Annotated in this window: 14 protein-coding genes and 1 riboswitch; of the genes, 12 read left to right on the top strand and 2 right to left on the bottom strand. The window is 71.1% G+C overall.

Going from position 1 to position 14,544, the window contains the following annotated elements:
• Nucleotides 1-316 precede the first annotated feature (316 nt).
• From ACWCXB_RS16335 to ACWCXB_RS16385, 11 genes are all read left to right on the top strand, one after another.
• Complete coding sequence (locus ACWCXB_RS16335; protein ID WP_450723288.1) at nucleotides 317-907, top strand: GNAT family N-acetyltransferase; 591 nt, start codon at nucleotides 317-319, stop codon at nucleotides 905-907.
• 111 nt (nucleotides 908-1,018) lie between these two features.
• Nucleotides 1,019-1,149: riboswitch (FMN riboswitch) on the top strand.
• 166 nt (nucleotides 1,150-1,315) lie between these two features.
• Complete coding sequence (ribD, locus tag ACWCXB_RS16340) at nucleotides 1,316-2,401, top strand: bifunctional diaminohydroxyphosphoribosylaminopyrimidine deaminase/5-amino-6-(5-phosphoribosylamino)uracil reductase RibD (protein ID WP_450723290.1); 1,086 nt, start codon at nucleotides 1,316-1,318, stop codon at nucleotides 2,399-2,401.
• Nucleotides 2,402-3,010 carry a riboflavin synthase gene (locus ACWCXB_RS16345; RefSeq protein WP_450723292.1) on the top strand — a complete coding sequence of 203 codons (609 nt, stop codon included), beginning with the start codon at nucleotides 2,402-2,404 and terminating at the stop codon, nucleotides 3,008-3,010.
• Between the two features lie 5 nt (nucleotides 3,011-3,015).
• Nucleotides 3,016-3,651, top strand: a complete 636-nt coding sequence (gene pnuC, locus ACWCXB_RS16350; RefSeq protein ID WP_450723397.1) for a nicotinamide riboside transporter PnuC — start codon at nucleotides 3,016-3,018, stop codon at nucleotides 3,649-3,651.
• Nucleotides 3,648-4,940: a bifunctional 3,4-dihydroxy-2-butanone-4-phosphate synthase/GTP cyclohydrolase II gene (locus ACWCXB_RS16355; protein ID WP_450723294.1), complete on the top strand. Its 1,293-nt coding sequence runs from the start codon at nucleotides 3,648-3,650 to the stop codon at nucleotides 4,938-4,940. Before pnuC ends, ACWCXB_RS16355 begins: the two co-directional genes overlap by 4 nt.
• A gap of 75 nt (nucleotides 4,941-5,015) precedes the next feature.
• Complete coding sequence (gene ribH / locus ACWCXB_RS16360; RefSeq protein WP_450723296.1) at nucleotides 5,016-5,501, top strand: 6,7-dimethyl-8-ribityllumazine synthase; 486 nt, start codon at nucleotides 5,016-5,018, stop codon at nucleotides 5,499-5,501.
• A 33-nt stretch (nucleotides 5,502-5,534) separates the two neighbouring features.
• A complete protein-coding gene (locus tag ACWCXB_RS16365; protein WP_093658196.1) occupies nucleotides 5,535-5,807 on the top strand; it encodes a phosphoribosyl-ATP diphosphatase in 273 nt (90 codons plus the stop codon).
• A gap of 78 nt (nucleotides 5,808-5,885) precedes the next feature.
• On the top strand, nucleotides 5,886-6,734 hold the full coding sequence (gene hisG / locus ACWCXB_RS16370; RefSeq protein WP_450723298.1) for an ATP phosphoribosyltransferase: 849 nt from the start codon (nucleotides 5,886-5,888) through the stop codon (nucleotides 6,732-6,734).
• Between the two features lie 14 nt (nucleotides 6,735-6,748).
• Entirely contained in the window at nucleotides 6,749-7,225 is a 477-nt protein-coding gene (locus tag ACWCXB_RS16375) for a PH domain-containing protein (protein WP_450723300.1), read from the top strand.
• Between the two features lie 184 nt (nucleotides 7,226-7,409).
• The gene (locus ACWCXB_RS16380) at nucleotides 7,410-8,741 is read left to right on the top strand and encodes a hemolysin family protein (protein ID WP_450723302.1); all 1,332 of its coding nucleotides are present in this window, start codon (nucleotides 7,410-7,412) and stop codon (nucleotides 8,739-8,741) included.
• Nucleotides 8,738-9,826 carry a hemolysin family protein gene (locus tag ACWCXB_RS16385; RefSeq protein WP_450723304.1) on the top strand — a complete coding sequence of 363 codons (1,089 nt, stop codon included), beginning with the start codon at nucleotides 8,738-8,740 and terminating at the stop codon, nucleotides 9,824-9,826. Before ACWCXB_RS16380 ends, ACWCXB_RS16385 begins: the two co-directional genes overlap by 4 nt.
• Before the next feature lie 153 nt (nucleotides 9,827-9,979).
• Here the strand turns inward: ACWCXB_RS16385 and ACWCXB_RS16390 are convergent, their stop codons facing one another.
• Together ACWCXB_RS16390 and ACWCXB_RS16395 are read right to left on the bottom strand one after the other, a co-directional pair.
• Nucleotides 9,980-11,887 (bottom strand): AAA family ATPase, encoded by a 1,908-nt coding sequence (locus ACWCXB_RS16390; RefSeq protein WP_450723306.1) that lies wholly within the window; start codon nucleotides 11,885-11,887, stop codon nucleotides 9,980-9,982.
• A gap of 356 nt (nucleotides 11,888-12,243) precedes the next feature.
• Nucleotides 12,244-12,888, bottom strand: a complete 645-nt coding sequence (locus ACWCXB_RS16395) for a uridine kinase family protein (protein WP_450723308.1) — start codon at nucleotides 12,886-12,888, stop codon at nucleotides 12,244-12,246.
• Nucleotides 12,889-13,134: 246 nt separating this feature from the next.
• Here ACWCXB_RS16395 and ACWCXB_RS16400 point away from each other — a divergent pair, with 246 nt between their 5' ends.
• Nucleotides 13,135-14,520 (top strand): peptidase C39 family protein, encoded by a 1,386-nt coding sequence (locus tag ACWCXB_RS16400; protein WP_450723310.1) that lies wholly within the window; start codon nucleotides 13,135-13,137, stop codon nucleotides 14,518-14,520.
• Nucleotides 14,521-14,544: the final 24 nt, after the last annotated feature.

The following is a 14,544-nucleotide window of genomic DNA, read 5'->3' on the forward strand; positions in this document are numbered from 1 at the left end:
CGGCGGCGGCAAGGGCCGGGAACCGCCGCCGGGCGTTCTCGCGGGCGCATGTGTCACCCGCCGAGGGCCAACAGGCGGGGGAATGCGTCGTGTTGGGTCCCGGTGTGTACGCACCGGCCGGTCCTCTCCGGGAGGTGACGGTGAGAGTAAGAGGACTAGACCACTCCGGTCAATAGGTCTGGATCAATCCCATGGCGCCTGGCTTGAACTGGCCGAAAGCGGTTGCCCATTGACGGGTGGCGCGCGCGAGGCCTGATCGTCGCGAGGGCGCGGCGATAGGTTGTCGATCACCGGTCGGAGTGAGTGGGGGAGCGGGATGTCTGTGGTGCTGTCGGCGGAGGGAACTGCTTCCGCTCCGCCGTTGCGGCTGCGTCCGTGGTGTGCCGACGACGCGGAAGCAGTCGCTGCCGCGCATCAGGACCCGGTCCTTCGGCGCTGGTTGAAGACGCGGATCGACGGCGAGCCGGACGCTCGCCGATGGATCGACGAGCAGATGAGCCAGTGGTCCGCAGGCGCCCGGTTCAGCTTCGCCGTCCTGGAACGGAGTCCGGGGCGGAGCCCGGAACGGACCGGCGGGGACGAGGACTTCGGCAGACCGGTCGGCCAGGTCGTGGTGAAGGAATTGGACCCGGACAAGAACTCGGCCGAGGTCGGCTACTGGGTCGCGGCGCAGGCGCGAGGGCGTGGGGTCGCGCCACGTGCCCTGTCGGCCGTCTCGCAGTGGGCCTTCGGTCTGCGCCGGACGACGCCGCTGGAGCGGCTCGATCTGATCCACGCCGTGGGCAACCCGGCGTCGTGCCGCGTCGCGGAGAAATCCCGGTTCGCCCTGCGTTCCGCACTGCCGGCGCTGCCGCCCGCGTTCCCCGCAGAAGGCCACCTCCACTCCCAGTGGGCGGATCCTCGGTGATGTGCCCATGCCCGGAGTGACGGTCCCGTCGCCGTCGGTTGTGAGCCACCCCACACCGGTTCGCCTGCATAGGTCACGACCAGCCGTGGCACACTGGCCCTGTATCAGCAGCAGCGCACTCCGGGGTCGGTGTAATTCCGAACCGGCGGTTACAGTCCGCGACCCGTCCGCATCCAGCGGACGGTTGACCAGGTGAAATTCCTGGACCGACGGTGAAAGTCCGGATGGGAGGCAGTGCGCGGCGGGCGACCCTCGTGGTCTGCCGGCCGTCTGTGGCTGATCGTCCTCGCGGGAGTTCCCGAGGACGGTCGGTTCCGTCGGGCTCGGCGTTCCCGTGAGGCGTTGTCCCGCTTTCTCTGTCGTCATCGACAGCCCCGGAGTCCGTGCCCGAAGAGGCAGGAGGACCCGGTGGCCACCACAGCCGACGCAGACGCGATGCACCGAGCCGTTGAGCTCGCCGCCCGCGGACTCGGCTCCACCAGCCCCAACCCGGTCGTCGGGTGCGTCATCACCGACGCGTCCGGACAGCCCGTGGGCGAGGGGTTCCACCAGCGCGCCGGCGGCCCGCACGCCGAGATCCACGCCCTCCGTGCCGCGGGCGGACGCGCCCGCGGCGGCACGGCATACATCACCCTCGAACCCTGCAACCACACCGGCCGCACCGGTCCTTGCGCCCAGGCACTCGTCGAAGCCGGCGTCGCGCGGGTCGTGTACGCAGTCGCCGACCCGAACCCGCAGGCCACCGGCGGCGCCGACACCCTGCGGGCGGCCGGGATCGACGTCGAGTCCGGGCTCCTCGAGGACGAGGCCGAAGCGGGCAACATCGCCTGGCTCACCTCCGTACGCCTCGGCCGGCCCTACGTCCTGTGGAAGTACGCCGCCACCCTCGACGGCCGCATCGCCGCCGCCGACGGCACCAGCCGCTGGATCAGCTCGCCCGAGTCCCGCGCCGACGTGCACCGGCTGCGCGCCGAGGCCGACGCCGTCGTCGTCGGATCCGGCACCGCCCTCGCCGACGACCCGCACCTCGCGGTCCGCGGGGTCGACGGTGCGGTACAGCCGCTGCGCGTCGTCGTCGACACCGACGCCACCGCCGTCAAGCCCGGCGCCCGCATCCTCGACGATGCCGCGCCGACCCTGATCGCGGTCGCCGAGGACGCCAAGACCGACCTGCCCGACGTCGTACGGATCCCCAGGGACGGCAGCGGTCTCTCCGTGCCCGCCCTGCTGGCCGCCCTGCACGAGCGCGGCGTCCGTTCCGTACTCCTCGAAGGCGGCCCGACCCTCGCCGGGGCCTTCGTCTCCGCGGGAGCCGTCGACAAGGTCGTCGGCTATCTCGCCCCCGTACTCCTCGGCGCGGGCCGCGCGGCCCTCGCCGACGCCGGAATCTCCACCATCACCGAGGCGTTGCGGCTCGACGTGACCGAGACCGTACGCATCGGCCCCGATCTGCGCATCACCGCGGCTGTTCAGCCCGTCCCCAAGGGAGCTTGAGTGTTCACCGGAATCGTCGAAGAGCTGGGTGAGGTCACCGCCGTCGAGAATCTCGGCGACGCCTCCCGCTTCCGCCTGCGCGGCCCCGTCGTCACCGAAGGGGCCAAGCACGGCGACTCCATCGCCGTCAACGGCGTCTGCCTCACCGTCGTCGAGACGGGCGACGGCGAGTTCACGGCCGATGTGATGGCCGAGACGCTGAAGCGCTCCAGCCTCGGCGCGCTCGCCGTCGGCTCCCGGGTCAACCTGGAGCGCCCCATGGCGGTCGGCGGCCGGCTCGGCGGGCACATCGTCCAGGGCCACGTCGACGGCACCGGCACCGTCGTCGAGCGCACGCCGTCCGAGAACTGGGAGATCGTCAAGATCTCGCTGCCCGCGGACCTCACCCGGTACGTCGTCGAGAAGGGCTCCATCACCGTCGACGGAGTCAGCCTCACCGTCGTCGACGCGGGTCCGGACCACTTCACGATCAGCCTCATCCCCACCACGCTCGCCCTGACCACGCTCGGCATCAAGCAGCCGGGCGACCCGGTCAACCTCGAGGTCGACGTCATCGCCAAGTACGTCGAGCGGCTGCTCGGCTCCAAGACCGAGGAGAGCGCCAAGTGAGCGCCGTGACCTGGCTCAACTCCGAGGCGTTCACGGCCTTCGGGCAGCACGTCATCTGGTCCGACATGATCGGCAACAGCATCGGCCTGATCGCCCTCGCGCTCGGCTGGCGGCGCTCCATATGGACCTGGCCCGCCCAGTTCGTGTCCGGTGCCATCCTCTTCGTCGCGTTCGCCACGACGCTGACCGGCAGCGCAGGCAAGCAGGTTGTCGTCATGGCCGTTGCGGCATGGGGGTTCTGGCAGTGGAGCCGCGGTCGGCAGCAGGCCCAGGACGGCGAGATCGCCGTCCGCTTCGCCTCCTGGCGTGAGCGCGGAGTCATGCTCGGCGCAGCCGCGCTCGGCACCGTCGCCGTGGCCGGCCTGTTCCTCGCGTTTCCGAAGCTGTCCTGGGATCCCTGGCCGGATGCGTACATCTTCGTCGGCACGCTCGTCGCGATGTACGCCCAGGCCCGCGGCATGGTCGAGTTCTGGTTCGCCTGGCTGCTGGTCGACCTCGTCGGCGTACCGCTGAGCTTCGCCAACGGCTACGCCTTCTCCGGATTCGTCTACGTCATCTACGGCGTGCTCGTCCTGTCGGGCATGCGCGACTGGTGGCTCCGGTCCCGTACGACCCCTGCCCTGGAAGGAGCGGCGGCATGACTGCTCTGCCGACCTGGTACCCGGCCGACGACAACGCAGAGGACTTCGCCCTCGACCCCGTCGAGCAGGCCATCCGTGACATCGCCGCTGGCCGGCCCGTCGTGGTCGTCGACGACGAGGACCGCGAGAACGAGGGCGACCTCGTCATCGCCGCCGAGAAGGCCACGCCCGAGATCGTCGCCTTCATGATGAGCGAGTGCCGCGGACTGATCTGCGCGCCCATGGAGAGCGACGAGCTGGAGCGGCTGCAGCTCCCGCAGATGGTCGAGCACAACACCGAGTCGATGAGCACGGCCTTCACCGTCTCCGTCGACGCGGCCCCCCGGTACGGCGTGACCACCGGCATCTCCGCCGCCGACCGGGCCACCACCCTCCAGCTGCTGGCGAACGGCAGCGCCGAGCCGTCCGACTTCGTGCGCCCCGGCCATGTCTTCCCGCTGCGGGCCAAGCCCGGCGGCGTGCTCGTGCGGAACGGTCACACCGAGGCAGCCGTCGACCTCGCCCGGCTCGCGGGTCTGCGACCCGCCGGCGCGATCGTCGAGATCGCCGGCGAGGACGGTGTGATGCTGCGGCTGCCCGAGTTGATCCCGTTCGCGCGCAAGCACGGGCTTACGATCATCTCCATCGAAGACCTGATCGCGTACCGCCGCAGCTCCGAGCCCACCGTCCGCCGCGAGGCCGAGGTCAACCTGCCGACGGCGCACGGCGCGTTCACGGCGTTCGGCTACCGCTCCACCGTCGACGGCGTCGAGCATGTCGCGCTCGTCCACGGCGACATCGGCGACGGCGACGACGTCCTGGTCAGGGTCCACTCCGAGTGCCTGACCGGCGACATCTTCCACTCGCTGCGGTGCGACTGCGGGCCCCAGCTGCAGGCGTCGATGGAGCGCATCACCGAGGTCGGCCGCGGCGTGGTCGTCTATCTCCGCGGCCACGAGGGCCGCGGCATCGGCCTGATGTCCAAGCTGCGGGCGTACGAGCTCCAGGAGCGCGGCCGCGACACGCTGGACGCCAACCTGGAACTCGGCCTGCCCGCCGACGCCCGGGACTACGCGGCGGGCGCGCAGATCCTCGACGATCTCGGCGTACGCAGCCTCCGGCTGATGACCAACAACCCCGACAAGATCACCGCTCTGGTCCGGCACGGCCTGAAGGTCGAGGGCCGCGAGCCGATGCCGGTACAGGCGGGCGAGCACAATCTTCGGTATCTGCGGACCAAGCGGGACCGGATGGGGCACGACCTGCCCGGGCTGGACGCCTCCACTGCGTCCACCTGCGGCAACCAGTAGGACCAGTAGGGCCAGCAAGAGCAGCAAGACCAGCAAGACAGCAGGACCAGTAAGAACAGGGATTCGAGGAGACACGTGAGCGGCAAGGGCGCACCCGAACTGTCCGTACGAAACTGCGGAGACCTCCGCGTGGCCGTCATCGCGGCCCAGTGGCACGAGAAGATCATGGACGGCCTCGTCGACGGCGCCCTGCGCGCCCTGCACGAGCTCGGCATCGACGAGCCGACCCTGCTGCGGGTCCCCGGCAGCTTCGAGCTCCCCGTCGTCGCCAAGGTGCTGGCGGGCCGCGGCTACGACGCGATCGTCGCGCTCGGCGTCGTCATCCGCGGTGGCACCCCCCACTTCGAGTACGTGTGCCAGGGCGTCACCCAGGGCCTCACCCAGGTCTCCATCGACACGGGCGTCCCCGTCGGCTTCGGCGTACTCACCTGCGACACCGAGGAGCAGGCCCTGGACCGGGCCGGCCTCGAGGGCTCCAACGAGGACAAGGGACACGAGGCGGTCACCGCCGCCGTCGCCACCGCGGCCATCCTGCGTTCAGTATCTGAACCCTGGCGCTGAGGAGAGCCCACTTCCGCGTAGGGTGGGACCACCATGTCCAAGAAGACGTTCGAGGAGCTCTTCGCCGAGCTCCAGCACAAGGCCGCCAACGGCGATCCCGCCACCTCCCGCACCGCCGAACTGGTGGACAAGGGCGTCCATGCCATCGGCAAGAAGGTCGTCGAGGAGGCCGCAGAGGTCTGGATGGCCGCCGAGTACGAGGGCAAGGAAGCCGCGGCCGAGGAGATCTCGCAGCTGCTGTACCACGTACAGGTGATGATGGTCGCCCGGGGGATCTCCTTGGACGATGTCTACGCCCATCTCTGAGCACACTGCTCCGAGCAGGTTCGCCCTCTCCCGATCAGGTTCACCCACTCCGATTCCCGAGCAAAGGAAGCCCACCTCATGCTGCGCATCGCCGTCCCCAACAAGGGTTCACTCTCCGGACCTGCGGGGGAGATGCTCCATGAGGCGGGCTACCTCCAGCGCAAGGACTCCAAGGAGCTCGTGCTGGTCGACCCGGAGAACGAGGTCGAGTTCTTCTATCTGCGCCCCCGCGACATCGCGATCTACGTCAGCTCGGGCCGCCTCGACATCGGCATCACCGGCCGCGATCTGCTCCTCGACTCCGGAGCCAACGCCGAGGAGATCCTCCAGCTCGGCTTCGCCCGCTCCACCTTCCGCTACGCCACCAAGCCCGGCACCGCCGCGGGCGTCGAGGACTTCGGCGGGCTGACGATCGCCACCTCGTACGAGGGCATCGTCGCCAAGCACCTCGCCGACAACGGCATCGACGCGTCCGTCGTCCACCTCGACGGTGCCGTCGAGACGGCGATCGAGCTGGGCGTCGCCCAGATCATCGCCGATGTCGTGGAGACCGGCACCAGCCTGCGCAACGCCGGCCTCGGCGTCATCGGCGAGCCGATCCTCACCTCCGAGGCCGTCGTCATCCGCCGCACCGGCGCGAAGGCCGACGACCCCAAGGTCCAGCAGTTCCTGCGGCGCCTCCAGGGCGTCCTCGTGGCCCGCAGCTACGTGATGATGGACTACGACTGCCGGGTCGAGAACCTGGAGCAGGCGGTCGCCCTGACCCCGGGCCTGGAATCGCCGACCGTCTCCCCGCTGCACAACGAGGGCTGGGTCGCCGTCCGCGCGATGGTCCCGGCCAAGGAGGCGCAGCGGATCATGGACGATCTGTACGAGCTGGGCGCCCGCGCGATCCTGACCACGGCGATCCACGCCTGCCGCCTCTGAAAGCGGCCCGATTCATGTCTGCGGAACAAGTGGAACAAGTGGAACAACAGGAACTCCCCGCCCTCCCCACGACCTTCAGGCCGACCCGCACCCGGGTCGTCCTGCTGTCCGTCGGGACGGTGATGTTCGCCGTGATCACCGCCGTCGCCTTCGCACTGGAGAAGCTCACCGCGGGCGAGCGCATCAGCTTCGTCCTCACCGCGCTGCTCTTCTTCGGCGTACTGGCCCTGCTCAGCCGCCCCAAGGTCGTCGCCGACGACCAGGGTGTCACCGTGGTCAACCTGACCCGCAGCCGTCGGCTCGAGTGGGCGGAGATCCTCCGTGTCAACCTCCGTCCGGGTGACCCCTGGGTCTTCCTCGATCTGAGTGACGGAACCAGCCTGCCGGCCCTCGGTATCCAGCCGGGAATCGCACGCGAGCACGCCATCCGGGACGCACGGGCCCTGCGCGCCCTCGCGGAAGCCCGCGGCACCGGCACCGACAACGGCTGAGACCCTGCCCAGTGGGGCAGGGTCGTGATTACTCTTGATGCGGAGGCGCCGAGTGCGCCTCCGCCTCACACCCACGTGGCCAACGGTGGCCCGTGAGGCACCTGCGACCCGAGGAGTGACTCCCTCCAGCAATGGACGGATCGTCCGGTAGTACCTGCGCCGCCCCCTTCTGCGAGGCGGCGGCATGATCATCCCGCTACTGCTGCTCTGCGCGGCCTTCCTTCTCATCCTCGCGAACGGTTTCTTCGTGGCTGCCGAGTTCAGCCTCGTGACCGTGGAGCGCGCGGACGCCGAGCGCGCCGCCGCCGAAGGTGACGTCCGCGCCAGGAGCGTCGTACGAGCCCTGCGCGAGCTGTCGTTCCAGCTGTCCGGCACACAGCTCGGCATCACCATCACCTCCCTCGTCGTCGGCATGCTCGCCGAGCCCGCGCTCGCACAGCTGCTCGACGCACCGCTCACGGCGGTCGGGATACCCGACGGGGTCGTCCCCGGCGTCGCGGTGGTGATCGGCATGCTGCTCGCGTCCGCCGTCCAGATGGTGGTCGGCGAGCTCGTCCCGAAGAACTGGGCGGTGTCACGGCCGCTGCAGGTCGCCCGTTTCGTGGCCGGCCCGCAGCACGGCTTCGCGACCGCCTTCCGGCCCGTCATCGCGCTGCTCAACGCCGTCGCCAACCGCCTGGTGCGGGCGCTCGGCGTGGAGCCCGCCGAGGAGCTGGCGTCCGCCCGTACCCCCGGCGAACTGGTCTCCCTCGCCCGCCATTCGGCCCGCGCCGGTGCGCTGGAGCAGGACACGGCGGATCTGTTCGTACGGACCCTGTCGCTGGGCCATCTCACCACCCAGCACGTGATGACCCCCCGCGTGAAGATGAGCGCGCTCCAGTCCGACGCGACCGCGGCGGACGTCCTCAACCTCACCCGGGCCACCGGCCTTTCGCGCTTCCCCGTCTACCAGGAACGCATCGACGAGGTCGTCGGCATGGTCCATCTGAAGGACGCGCTGGCCGTCCAGGCGCACCAGCGACAGCGCACCCCGGTCGGCCGCATCGCGGTCCCCCCGCTGCTGGTGCCCGAGACCCTTCCGGTGCGGCAGCTGCTGGAGCGGCTGCGCAGCGAGCAGCCGATCGCCGTCGTCGTCGACGAGTACGGTGGCACGGCCGGGGTCGTCACCCTGGAGGACATCGTCGAGGAGCTCGTCGGCGAGGTCCGCGACGAGCACGACGCCGAGGGCGACGGGCGGCCCGAGCTGGCCCCGGTCGCGCCGGAGGACGGCAATCCGGCGTGGGAGGCCGACGGCAGCTGCCGGGTCCTCACCCTGCGGCGGATAGGCCTCGACGTGCCCGACGGCCCCTACGAGACCGTCGCAGGGCTCGTCGCCGATCTGCTCGGCCGGATCCCGGCCCCGGGCGACAGGGCGGAGCTTCCCGGCTGGCGGCTGTCCGTTCGCCAGGTGGACCGGTACCGGGCGGAGCGCGTCAAGCTGGTGCGCACCGCGGATGTGGCGGAGGCAGTCCGATGAGCGTCCTCCAACTGCTGTTCGCGGTGCTGCTCGTGCTCGCGAACGGCTTCTTCGTCGGCGCCGAGTTCGCCCTCGTGTCCGTACGGCGCAGCCAGATCGAACCTCTCGCCGTAGAAGGGTCCTCGCGGGCCCGGCAGGTGCTGTTCGGTCTGGAGAACCTGCCGCAGATGATGGCCGCCGCGCAGTTCGGCATCACCGTCTGCTCGCTGACGCTGGGCGCGGTGGCCGAGCCGACCGTGGCCCATCTCCTGGAGCCCGTCTTCCACGCCGTCCACGTCCCCGAGGCGCTGATCCATCCGCTCGGCTATGTCATCGCCCTCGCCGTCGTCGTCTTCCTCCATCTCGTCATCGGCGAGATGCTCCCGAAGAACCTGGCCATGGCCGCCCCGGAGAAGACCGCGCTCTGGCTCAGCCCGGGGCTGGTCGGCTTCGCCCGGCTGTGCCGCCCGGTGACGGCGGGACTCGGGGCGTGTGCCCGGCTGGTGCTGAAGCTGTTCCGGGTCGAGCCGAAGGACGAGGTCGAGGCGGTCTTCACCAGTGACCAGCTGGGCCAGCTGGTCGAGGACGCGGGCCAGGCGGGTCTGCTCGACCCGGAGGAGCAGGAGCGGCTCGAGGACGCGCTGGAGCTGGGCAGCCGCCCGGTGACGGACGTCCTCATCGCCCGCTCGGCCCTGGTGACCGTGCCGCCGTCGGTGACGCCCCGCCAGATCGAGGAGCTGACCGTACGCACCGGCTACTCCCGCTTCCCGGTGCGCGGCGAGGGCAACGGGCCGTTCATGGGCTACCTCCACGTCAAGGACGTCCTCGACCTGGAGGACGGCGAGCGGGCCGTACCGCAGCACATCTGGCGGCCGATGGCCACGCTGCGGGCCGAGCTGCCGCTGGACGACGCCCTGACGGTGATGCGCCGCGCGGCGACGCATCTGGCGCAGGTCGCCGACGCGTCGGGGCGGGTGCTGGGTCTTGTCGCCCTGGAGGACGTGCTGGAAATGCTGGTCGGCGAGGTCCGCGACCCCGCCCACCGGGCGGTCGTGCCGGTCCCCTCCGCCCCGGCGCCGGGTCCGGAACGCGCGCTGGCCGGCTGACCGGGGGGCGGGGCGGGGGTTTCTCTTCCCCACCCCGCCCCTTCCAGCCACAATCCAGCCCGTCCGGCGTCCGAGGACGGGCACTCCGGCTCACCGCGCGGGGGGCGGTGCTCCCTGCCCCAGGGCCGGGTAGCCAGAGGCGAGGGCGGCGCGTCACATCGGCGTCGGGTCCTGTGGGCCCCGGTCCGCGGGGCCGCGGCCCGAGAGGACCTCACCGTAAGCCTGCATCAGATCCGGAAGGCGCAGCGTCGCCAGGTCCTCGCGGGTCGGCGTGCCGGCGTACCCGGAGAGCCGCAGGTCCCGGTACGCGCAGCTCTTCTCGTACAGCGTGCGCAGAAAGCGGCCGTTGCCGAGCTCGTCGATCCAGCCCTGGTCCACCACATGGCCGCTGATCGAGCGCAGCTCGTCCAGGGCCTCCTCGTCCCACAGATCGCCGTTGGCCGCGGCGAGCACCTCGCCGATCGCGGTGAGCTCCAAGGGGCGGTACGAGGGGAAGTCGACCCGGGTCGTGAAGCGGGAGGACAGCCCGGGATTGGCGGCGAGGAGCCGGTCCATGCCCTCCGGGTAGCCGGCCAGGATGACCACGAGGTGGTCCCGGTTGTCCTCGGCACGCTTCAGCAGCACCTGCAGCGCCTCGTCGCCGTACGCGTCGCCCTTGCTGTAGCCCGTGTTGGAGAGGGAGTACGCCTCGTCCACGAAGAGCACCCCGCCGAGCGCGGAATCGATCAGCTCGTTCGCCTTCACCGCCGTCTGGCCGAGGAACTCGCCGACCAGGTCGGACCGCTGCGCCTCCACCAGATGGTCCCCGCCGAGCAGCCCGAGGGCGTAGAAGACCCGGCCGAGGATGCGTGCCACGGTCGTCTTGCCGGTGCCGGAGGGACCGGAGAAGACGAAGTGGCGCTTCGGCGGCTGCACCGGCAGCCCCTGGCCGGCTCGCAGCCGAGCCATGTTCAGCTGCGCGGACAGCGCCTTCACCTGCCGCTTCACCGGCTCCAGACCCACCATCCGCTCCAGCTCCGCCAGCGCGTCGGCGAGCAGCACCGGGTCGGTGGGGCCCCCAGGGAACTGGGGCGGGGCCGACGGGGACGGTACGGCCGCCTTCTCCCGTACGCCGTCGGCGGGCGATGCCGGGGCGGCGGAGCCGAACTGCGTCGCCTGCGGGTCGGCGCCGAACCGCGGCTCGGGCACGAGCGGGGGCTCGGCCTCGGACTGCGCATCCACGGCGTCCTGCCCGAGGCCCGCCCCGCCCGCCAGCGACACCGCGGCAAGCCCGGCCGGCTCGTCGGCCCCGTCGATCCCGTCGTACTCGGCGATCGCCGCAAGCCGAGCCGAGGTGTCCATGAACGCCGGGTCGACCCGGTGCACCGCCCGGTACAGCGGCAGCGCCGCGGCACTGCGCCCGGTGCCCTCATGGGCGCGCGCCAGCCAGTAGCGCAGCTCCTTGCGCTGCGGCTGCTCGCTGCGGCAGCGCATCAGCGCCGCGGACAGCATCGGCTCGGCCTGCCCGTACATCTCCAGGCGGACCCGCGCCATGCCGCCGAAGAGCCCGGCCTCGATGCCGAGCAGCGGATCGTTCACGAGCGGCTCGGTGTGCCGGACGAGCTGCTCCCAGTCCTTGACCAGATACGCGCGGCAGGCGTGCAGGAAGCGCACCTGCGGGTCGGTGTCGACGGGCGGCAGCCCGGCGAGCGCCCGGTCGAGCTCCGGCACATGGCGGCCGTCGAGCCAGTGCGAGGCATGGGCGAGTAACAGATCGCGCGGACTCTCCAGGACCGGCTGCACCCACCAGCCCAGCCAGTACCAGGAGTTCAGCGTGCGCCGGTAGCGGGCCCGCTGCTCGCCGAAGCGCTCCCTGTTGCGGTACATACGCAGCAGCGCGGTCGTCGTGTCCACGCGCAGCGCATGCAGACCGAGCCAGCCGTCCGCCATTGCGGGGTCGAGCCGCACCGCGGTCCTGAATTCCTCCTCCGCCTGCGGATACGCGCCCATGGTGTAGGCGTCCACACCGCGCACCCAGGCGAGGTCGGCCGGGGCCAGCGCGCCCTGCGTGCCGATGTCCATCGGGTCCCCCACATACCGTGCCCCGTGCCATCCCGCCGGGCGGGCGCCCGTCGGAGCGTGCTGAACCACCTTCTCGCGGACGGGAATTGACCGCACCGAGAGGCATCGTACCTGCGCAGGGGCGGGTGATTAAGGGTGCGCGAGCGTCCCGCAGATCGTGACCCAGGGTGAGCACCGGGTGGGGGAGAGGACGCCGGGGAAGGGGAGCGAGGGCAGAACGAAGCCCCCGATCACGGGGGAACAACCGGGGGCCTCGCGTCTGGGTGGCTTCAAAGCCACACATTGAGAACGTAAGACCTGTATGGCCCTTGGGTCAAGCAGAGTTGGGGCACTCGGCGGGGCGGATTTCCGACTGCTCAGTACGGAGCTCGGAGCCGGTCACGTTCCGTGACGAAATGACTCGCTCCCGCTGTCGTACCTGGTCCCGGGAGCCACTCGTACCCCTCTGGCCACTCCCGTACCAGGGTGTCCGCGAAGGGGCGTGACGGATCACCGGCGAAATGGCGTGTCTCCGCCTCGATCCATCCGTCCCAGAACCCGGAGAGCGCGGGACCGTCGCGGTGCCGACCGCGCACCCAGGACTCCCGCGGGCCCCGGTCCATCCAGAGCAGCCGGGCGAGATGCGGCCGCAGCGCACGGCGGCCCGCCCCCACGCCCTCGACGAGGACGACCGGCTCGGCAGGCAGCGGACGAGGCGCGCCGAAGCGGCGCAGGTTCCAGTCGTACGGGTCGTAGCGCGCGCGCTCGCCCCGCGACAGCGGTTCGATCACCTGGTCGAGCAGGCGGCCGGTCCATTCGAACAGTTCGTCGTGCGTGGCGAGATCGTCGAGATGGAGTACGGGAGCGCCACCGAGCGCATCGGCGAGCAGGGCCGCGAAGGTGCTCTTCCCCGAACCCGCGTGCCCGTCCACCGCGATCAGCCGGACCGGGCCGCAGGATGGCGCCAGCGCGCGAAGTCCGGCGGCGGCACGGTCGGGATCGAGGAGGGGGGCGGGGTTCACAGAGCCCACCCTAAGGGGCCCTTACCCCGGACGGCCCAGGCCGCCGCAGGTCACTCCACTGGTCGAGACCAATATTGGTCGCGCGGCACGGCGCGAATCTCTGGCAGAAGCCGCACGGGAACCGGGATAGTTGCCGGGAGTCGTCCCGCTGTCACGACCCGTGCGCGCCTGCCCTGCGCGCCGCCCCGAGCGCCCCATCGCGCCTGTGCGCACCGCGAGACTGTCGCGCACCGAGACGGAGGTCCCATGACCAGACCCGCTTCGCGCAGAACCGTCCTCACCGCGGCACTCGCCGCCGCGGCCGGAGCGGCCTCGGTGGCCCGGGCCGCTCCGACGACGGCCGCCACCCCTTCCGGAGCGGGCCGGGCCGGGGCATCTGCCACGGCTGCGGCCGGCCCGCTCGTCGACAACCGCTTCTGGACCTCGTACGCCGACTGGCGGCAGGGCGAGCGGAACGGCACCCAGCCCCTCGCCGGGCCCCGGCCCGCCCTGGTCATCGCGACCCCCGCCGGCCGCGTCGACTACGCCGACCCGCACACCGGGAGGACCAAGGCCTGGGAGTACGCCACCTGGACCTCGCCCGTGCACCGCCCCTCGGTGCCCGCGACCGAGGTCATCGCCTCCTGGAACGCCCGCACCCCGGCGGGCACCTGGCTGCAGGTGGAGCTGGCGGGTACGTACTCGGACGGCACGGCGACCCCCTGGTTCGTCATGGGCCGCTGGACCTCGGGCGACGGCGACACCGACATCCGCCGTACCTCCCTCGACGACCAGACCGACGGCCGAGGCACCATCTGGACCGACACCTTCTCCGTGGACGACCCGGCGACCGGCCTCCGGCTCAGCTCCTACCGGATGCGCCTCACCCTCTGCCGCACGCCCGGGACGAAGCTCAGCCCAACCGTCTGGCGGGTGGGCGCCATGGCGTCCGACATCCCGGACCGCTTCACCGTGCCCGCGTCCACTCCCCGCCTCGCACGGGAGCTGGCCGTGCCCCGGTACTCGCAGAACACGCACGTCGGCCAGTACCCGGAGTACGACAACGGCGGCGAGGCGTGGTGCAGCCCCACCTCGTCGCAGATGATCATCGAGTACTGGGGACGGAAGCCGACCGCCGGTGATCTCGCCTGGGTCAACCCGGACTTCGCCGACCCCCAGGTCTGCCACGCGGCCCGGCACACCTTCGACTACCAGTACGAAGGCTGCGGCAACTGGCCCTTCAACGCCGCCTACGCGGCCACCTACCGGGACATGAACGCCGTCGTGACCCGGCTGCGGACGCTCGGCGAGCTGGAGAACCTCGTACGGGCCGGCATCCCGGCCATCACGTCGCAGTCCTTCCTCAAGGAGGAACTGACGGGCGCCGGGTACGGCACCTCCGGCCATCTGATGACCGTCATCGGCTTCACCGCCGACGGCGACGTGATCGCGAACGATCCGGCCTCGCCGAGCAACGACGCCGTACGCCGGGTCTACCGTCGCCGCGAGTGGGAGAACATCTGGCTCCGTACCAAGCGGTACAACGCGAGCGGGAAGGTGGTGTCCGGCACAGGCGGCGTCTGCTACCTCTACTGGCCCGAGCGCCCGACAGCCGCCCAGCGCAAGGCTCTTGCCGCCCTCGGTATCCACTGACGCGCGCGCCCCGGCCCGCGGGTG

It is taken from the genome of Streptomyces sp. NPDC001514, from assembly GCF_053597075.1.

Bases quoted from the DNA above. Each gene is read 5' to 3' on its own strand.
- ACWCXB_RS16355 (WP_450723294.1), top strand. From the start codon at position 3,648: ATGACTGCTCTGCCGACCTGGTACCCGGCCGACGACAACGCAGAGGAC.
- ACWCXB_RS16385 (WP_450723304.1), top strand. From the start codon at position 8,738: ATGAGCGTCCTCCAACTGCTGTTCGCGGTGCTGCTCGTGCTCGCGAAC.
- ACWCXB_RS16335 (WP_450723288.1), top strand. From the start codon at position 317: ATGTCTGTGGTGCTGTCGGCGGAGGGAACTGCTTCCGCTCCGCCGTTG.
- ACWCXB_RS16400 (WP_450723310.1), top strand. From the start codon at position 13,135: ATGACCAGACCCGCTTCGCGCAGAACCGTCCTCACCGCGGCACTCGCC.
- ACWCXB_RS16390 (WP_450723306.1), bottom strand. From the start codon at position 11,887: ATGGACATCGGCACGCAGGGCGCGCTGGCCCCGGCCGACCTCGCCTGG.
- ACWCXB_RS16375 (WP_450723300.1), top strand. From the start codon at position 6,749: ATGTCTGCGGAACAAGTGGAACAAGTGGAACAACAGGAACTCCCCGCC.
- ACWCXB_RS16380 (WP_450723302.1), top strand. From the start codon at position 7,410: ATGATCATCCCGCTACTGCTGCTCTGCGCGGCCTTCCTTCTCATCCTC.
- ACWCXB_RS16365 (WP_093658196.1), top strand. From the start codon at position 5,535: ATGTCCAAGAAGACGTTCGAGGAGCTCTTCGCCGAGCTCCAGCACAAG.
- hisG (WP_450723298.1), top strand. From the start codon at position 5,886: ATGCTGCGCATCGCCGTCCCCAACAAGGGTTCACTCTCCGGACCTGCG.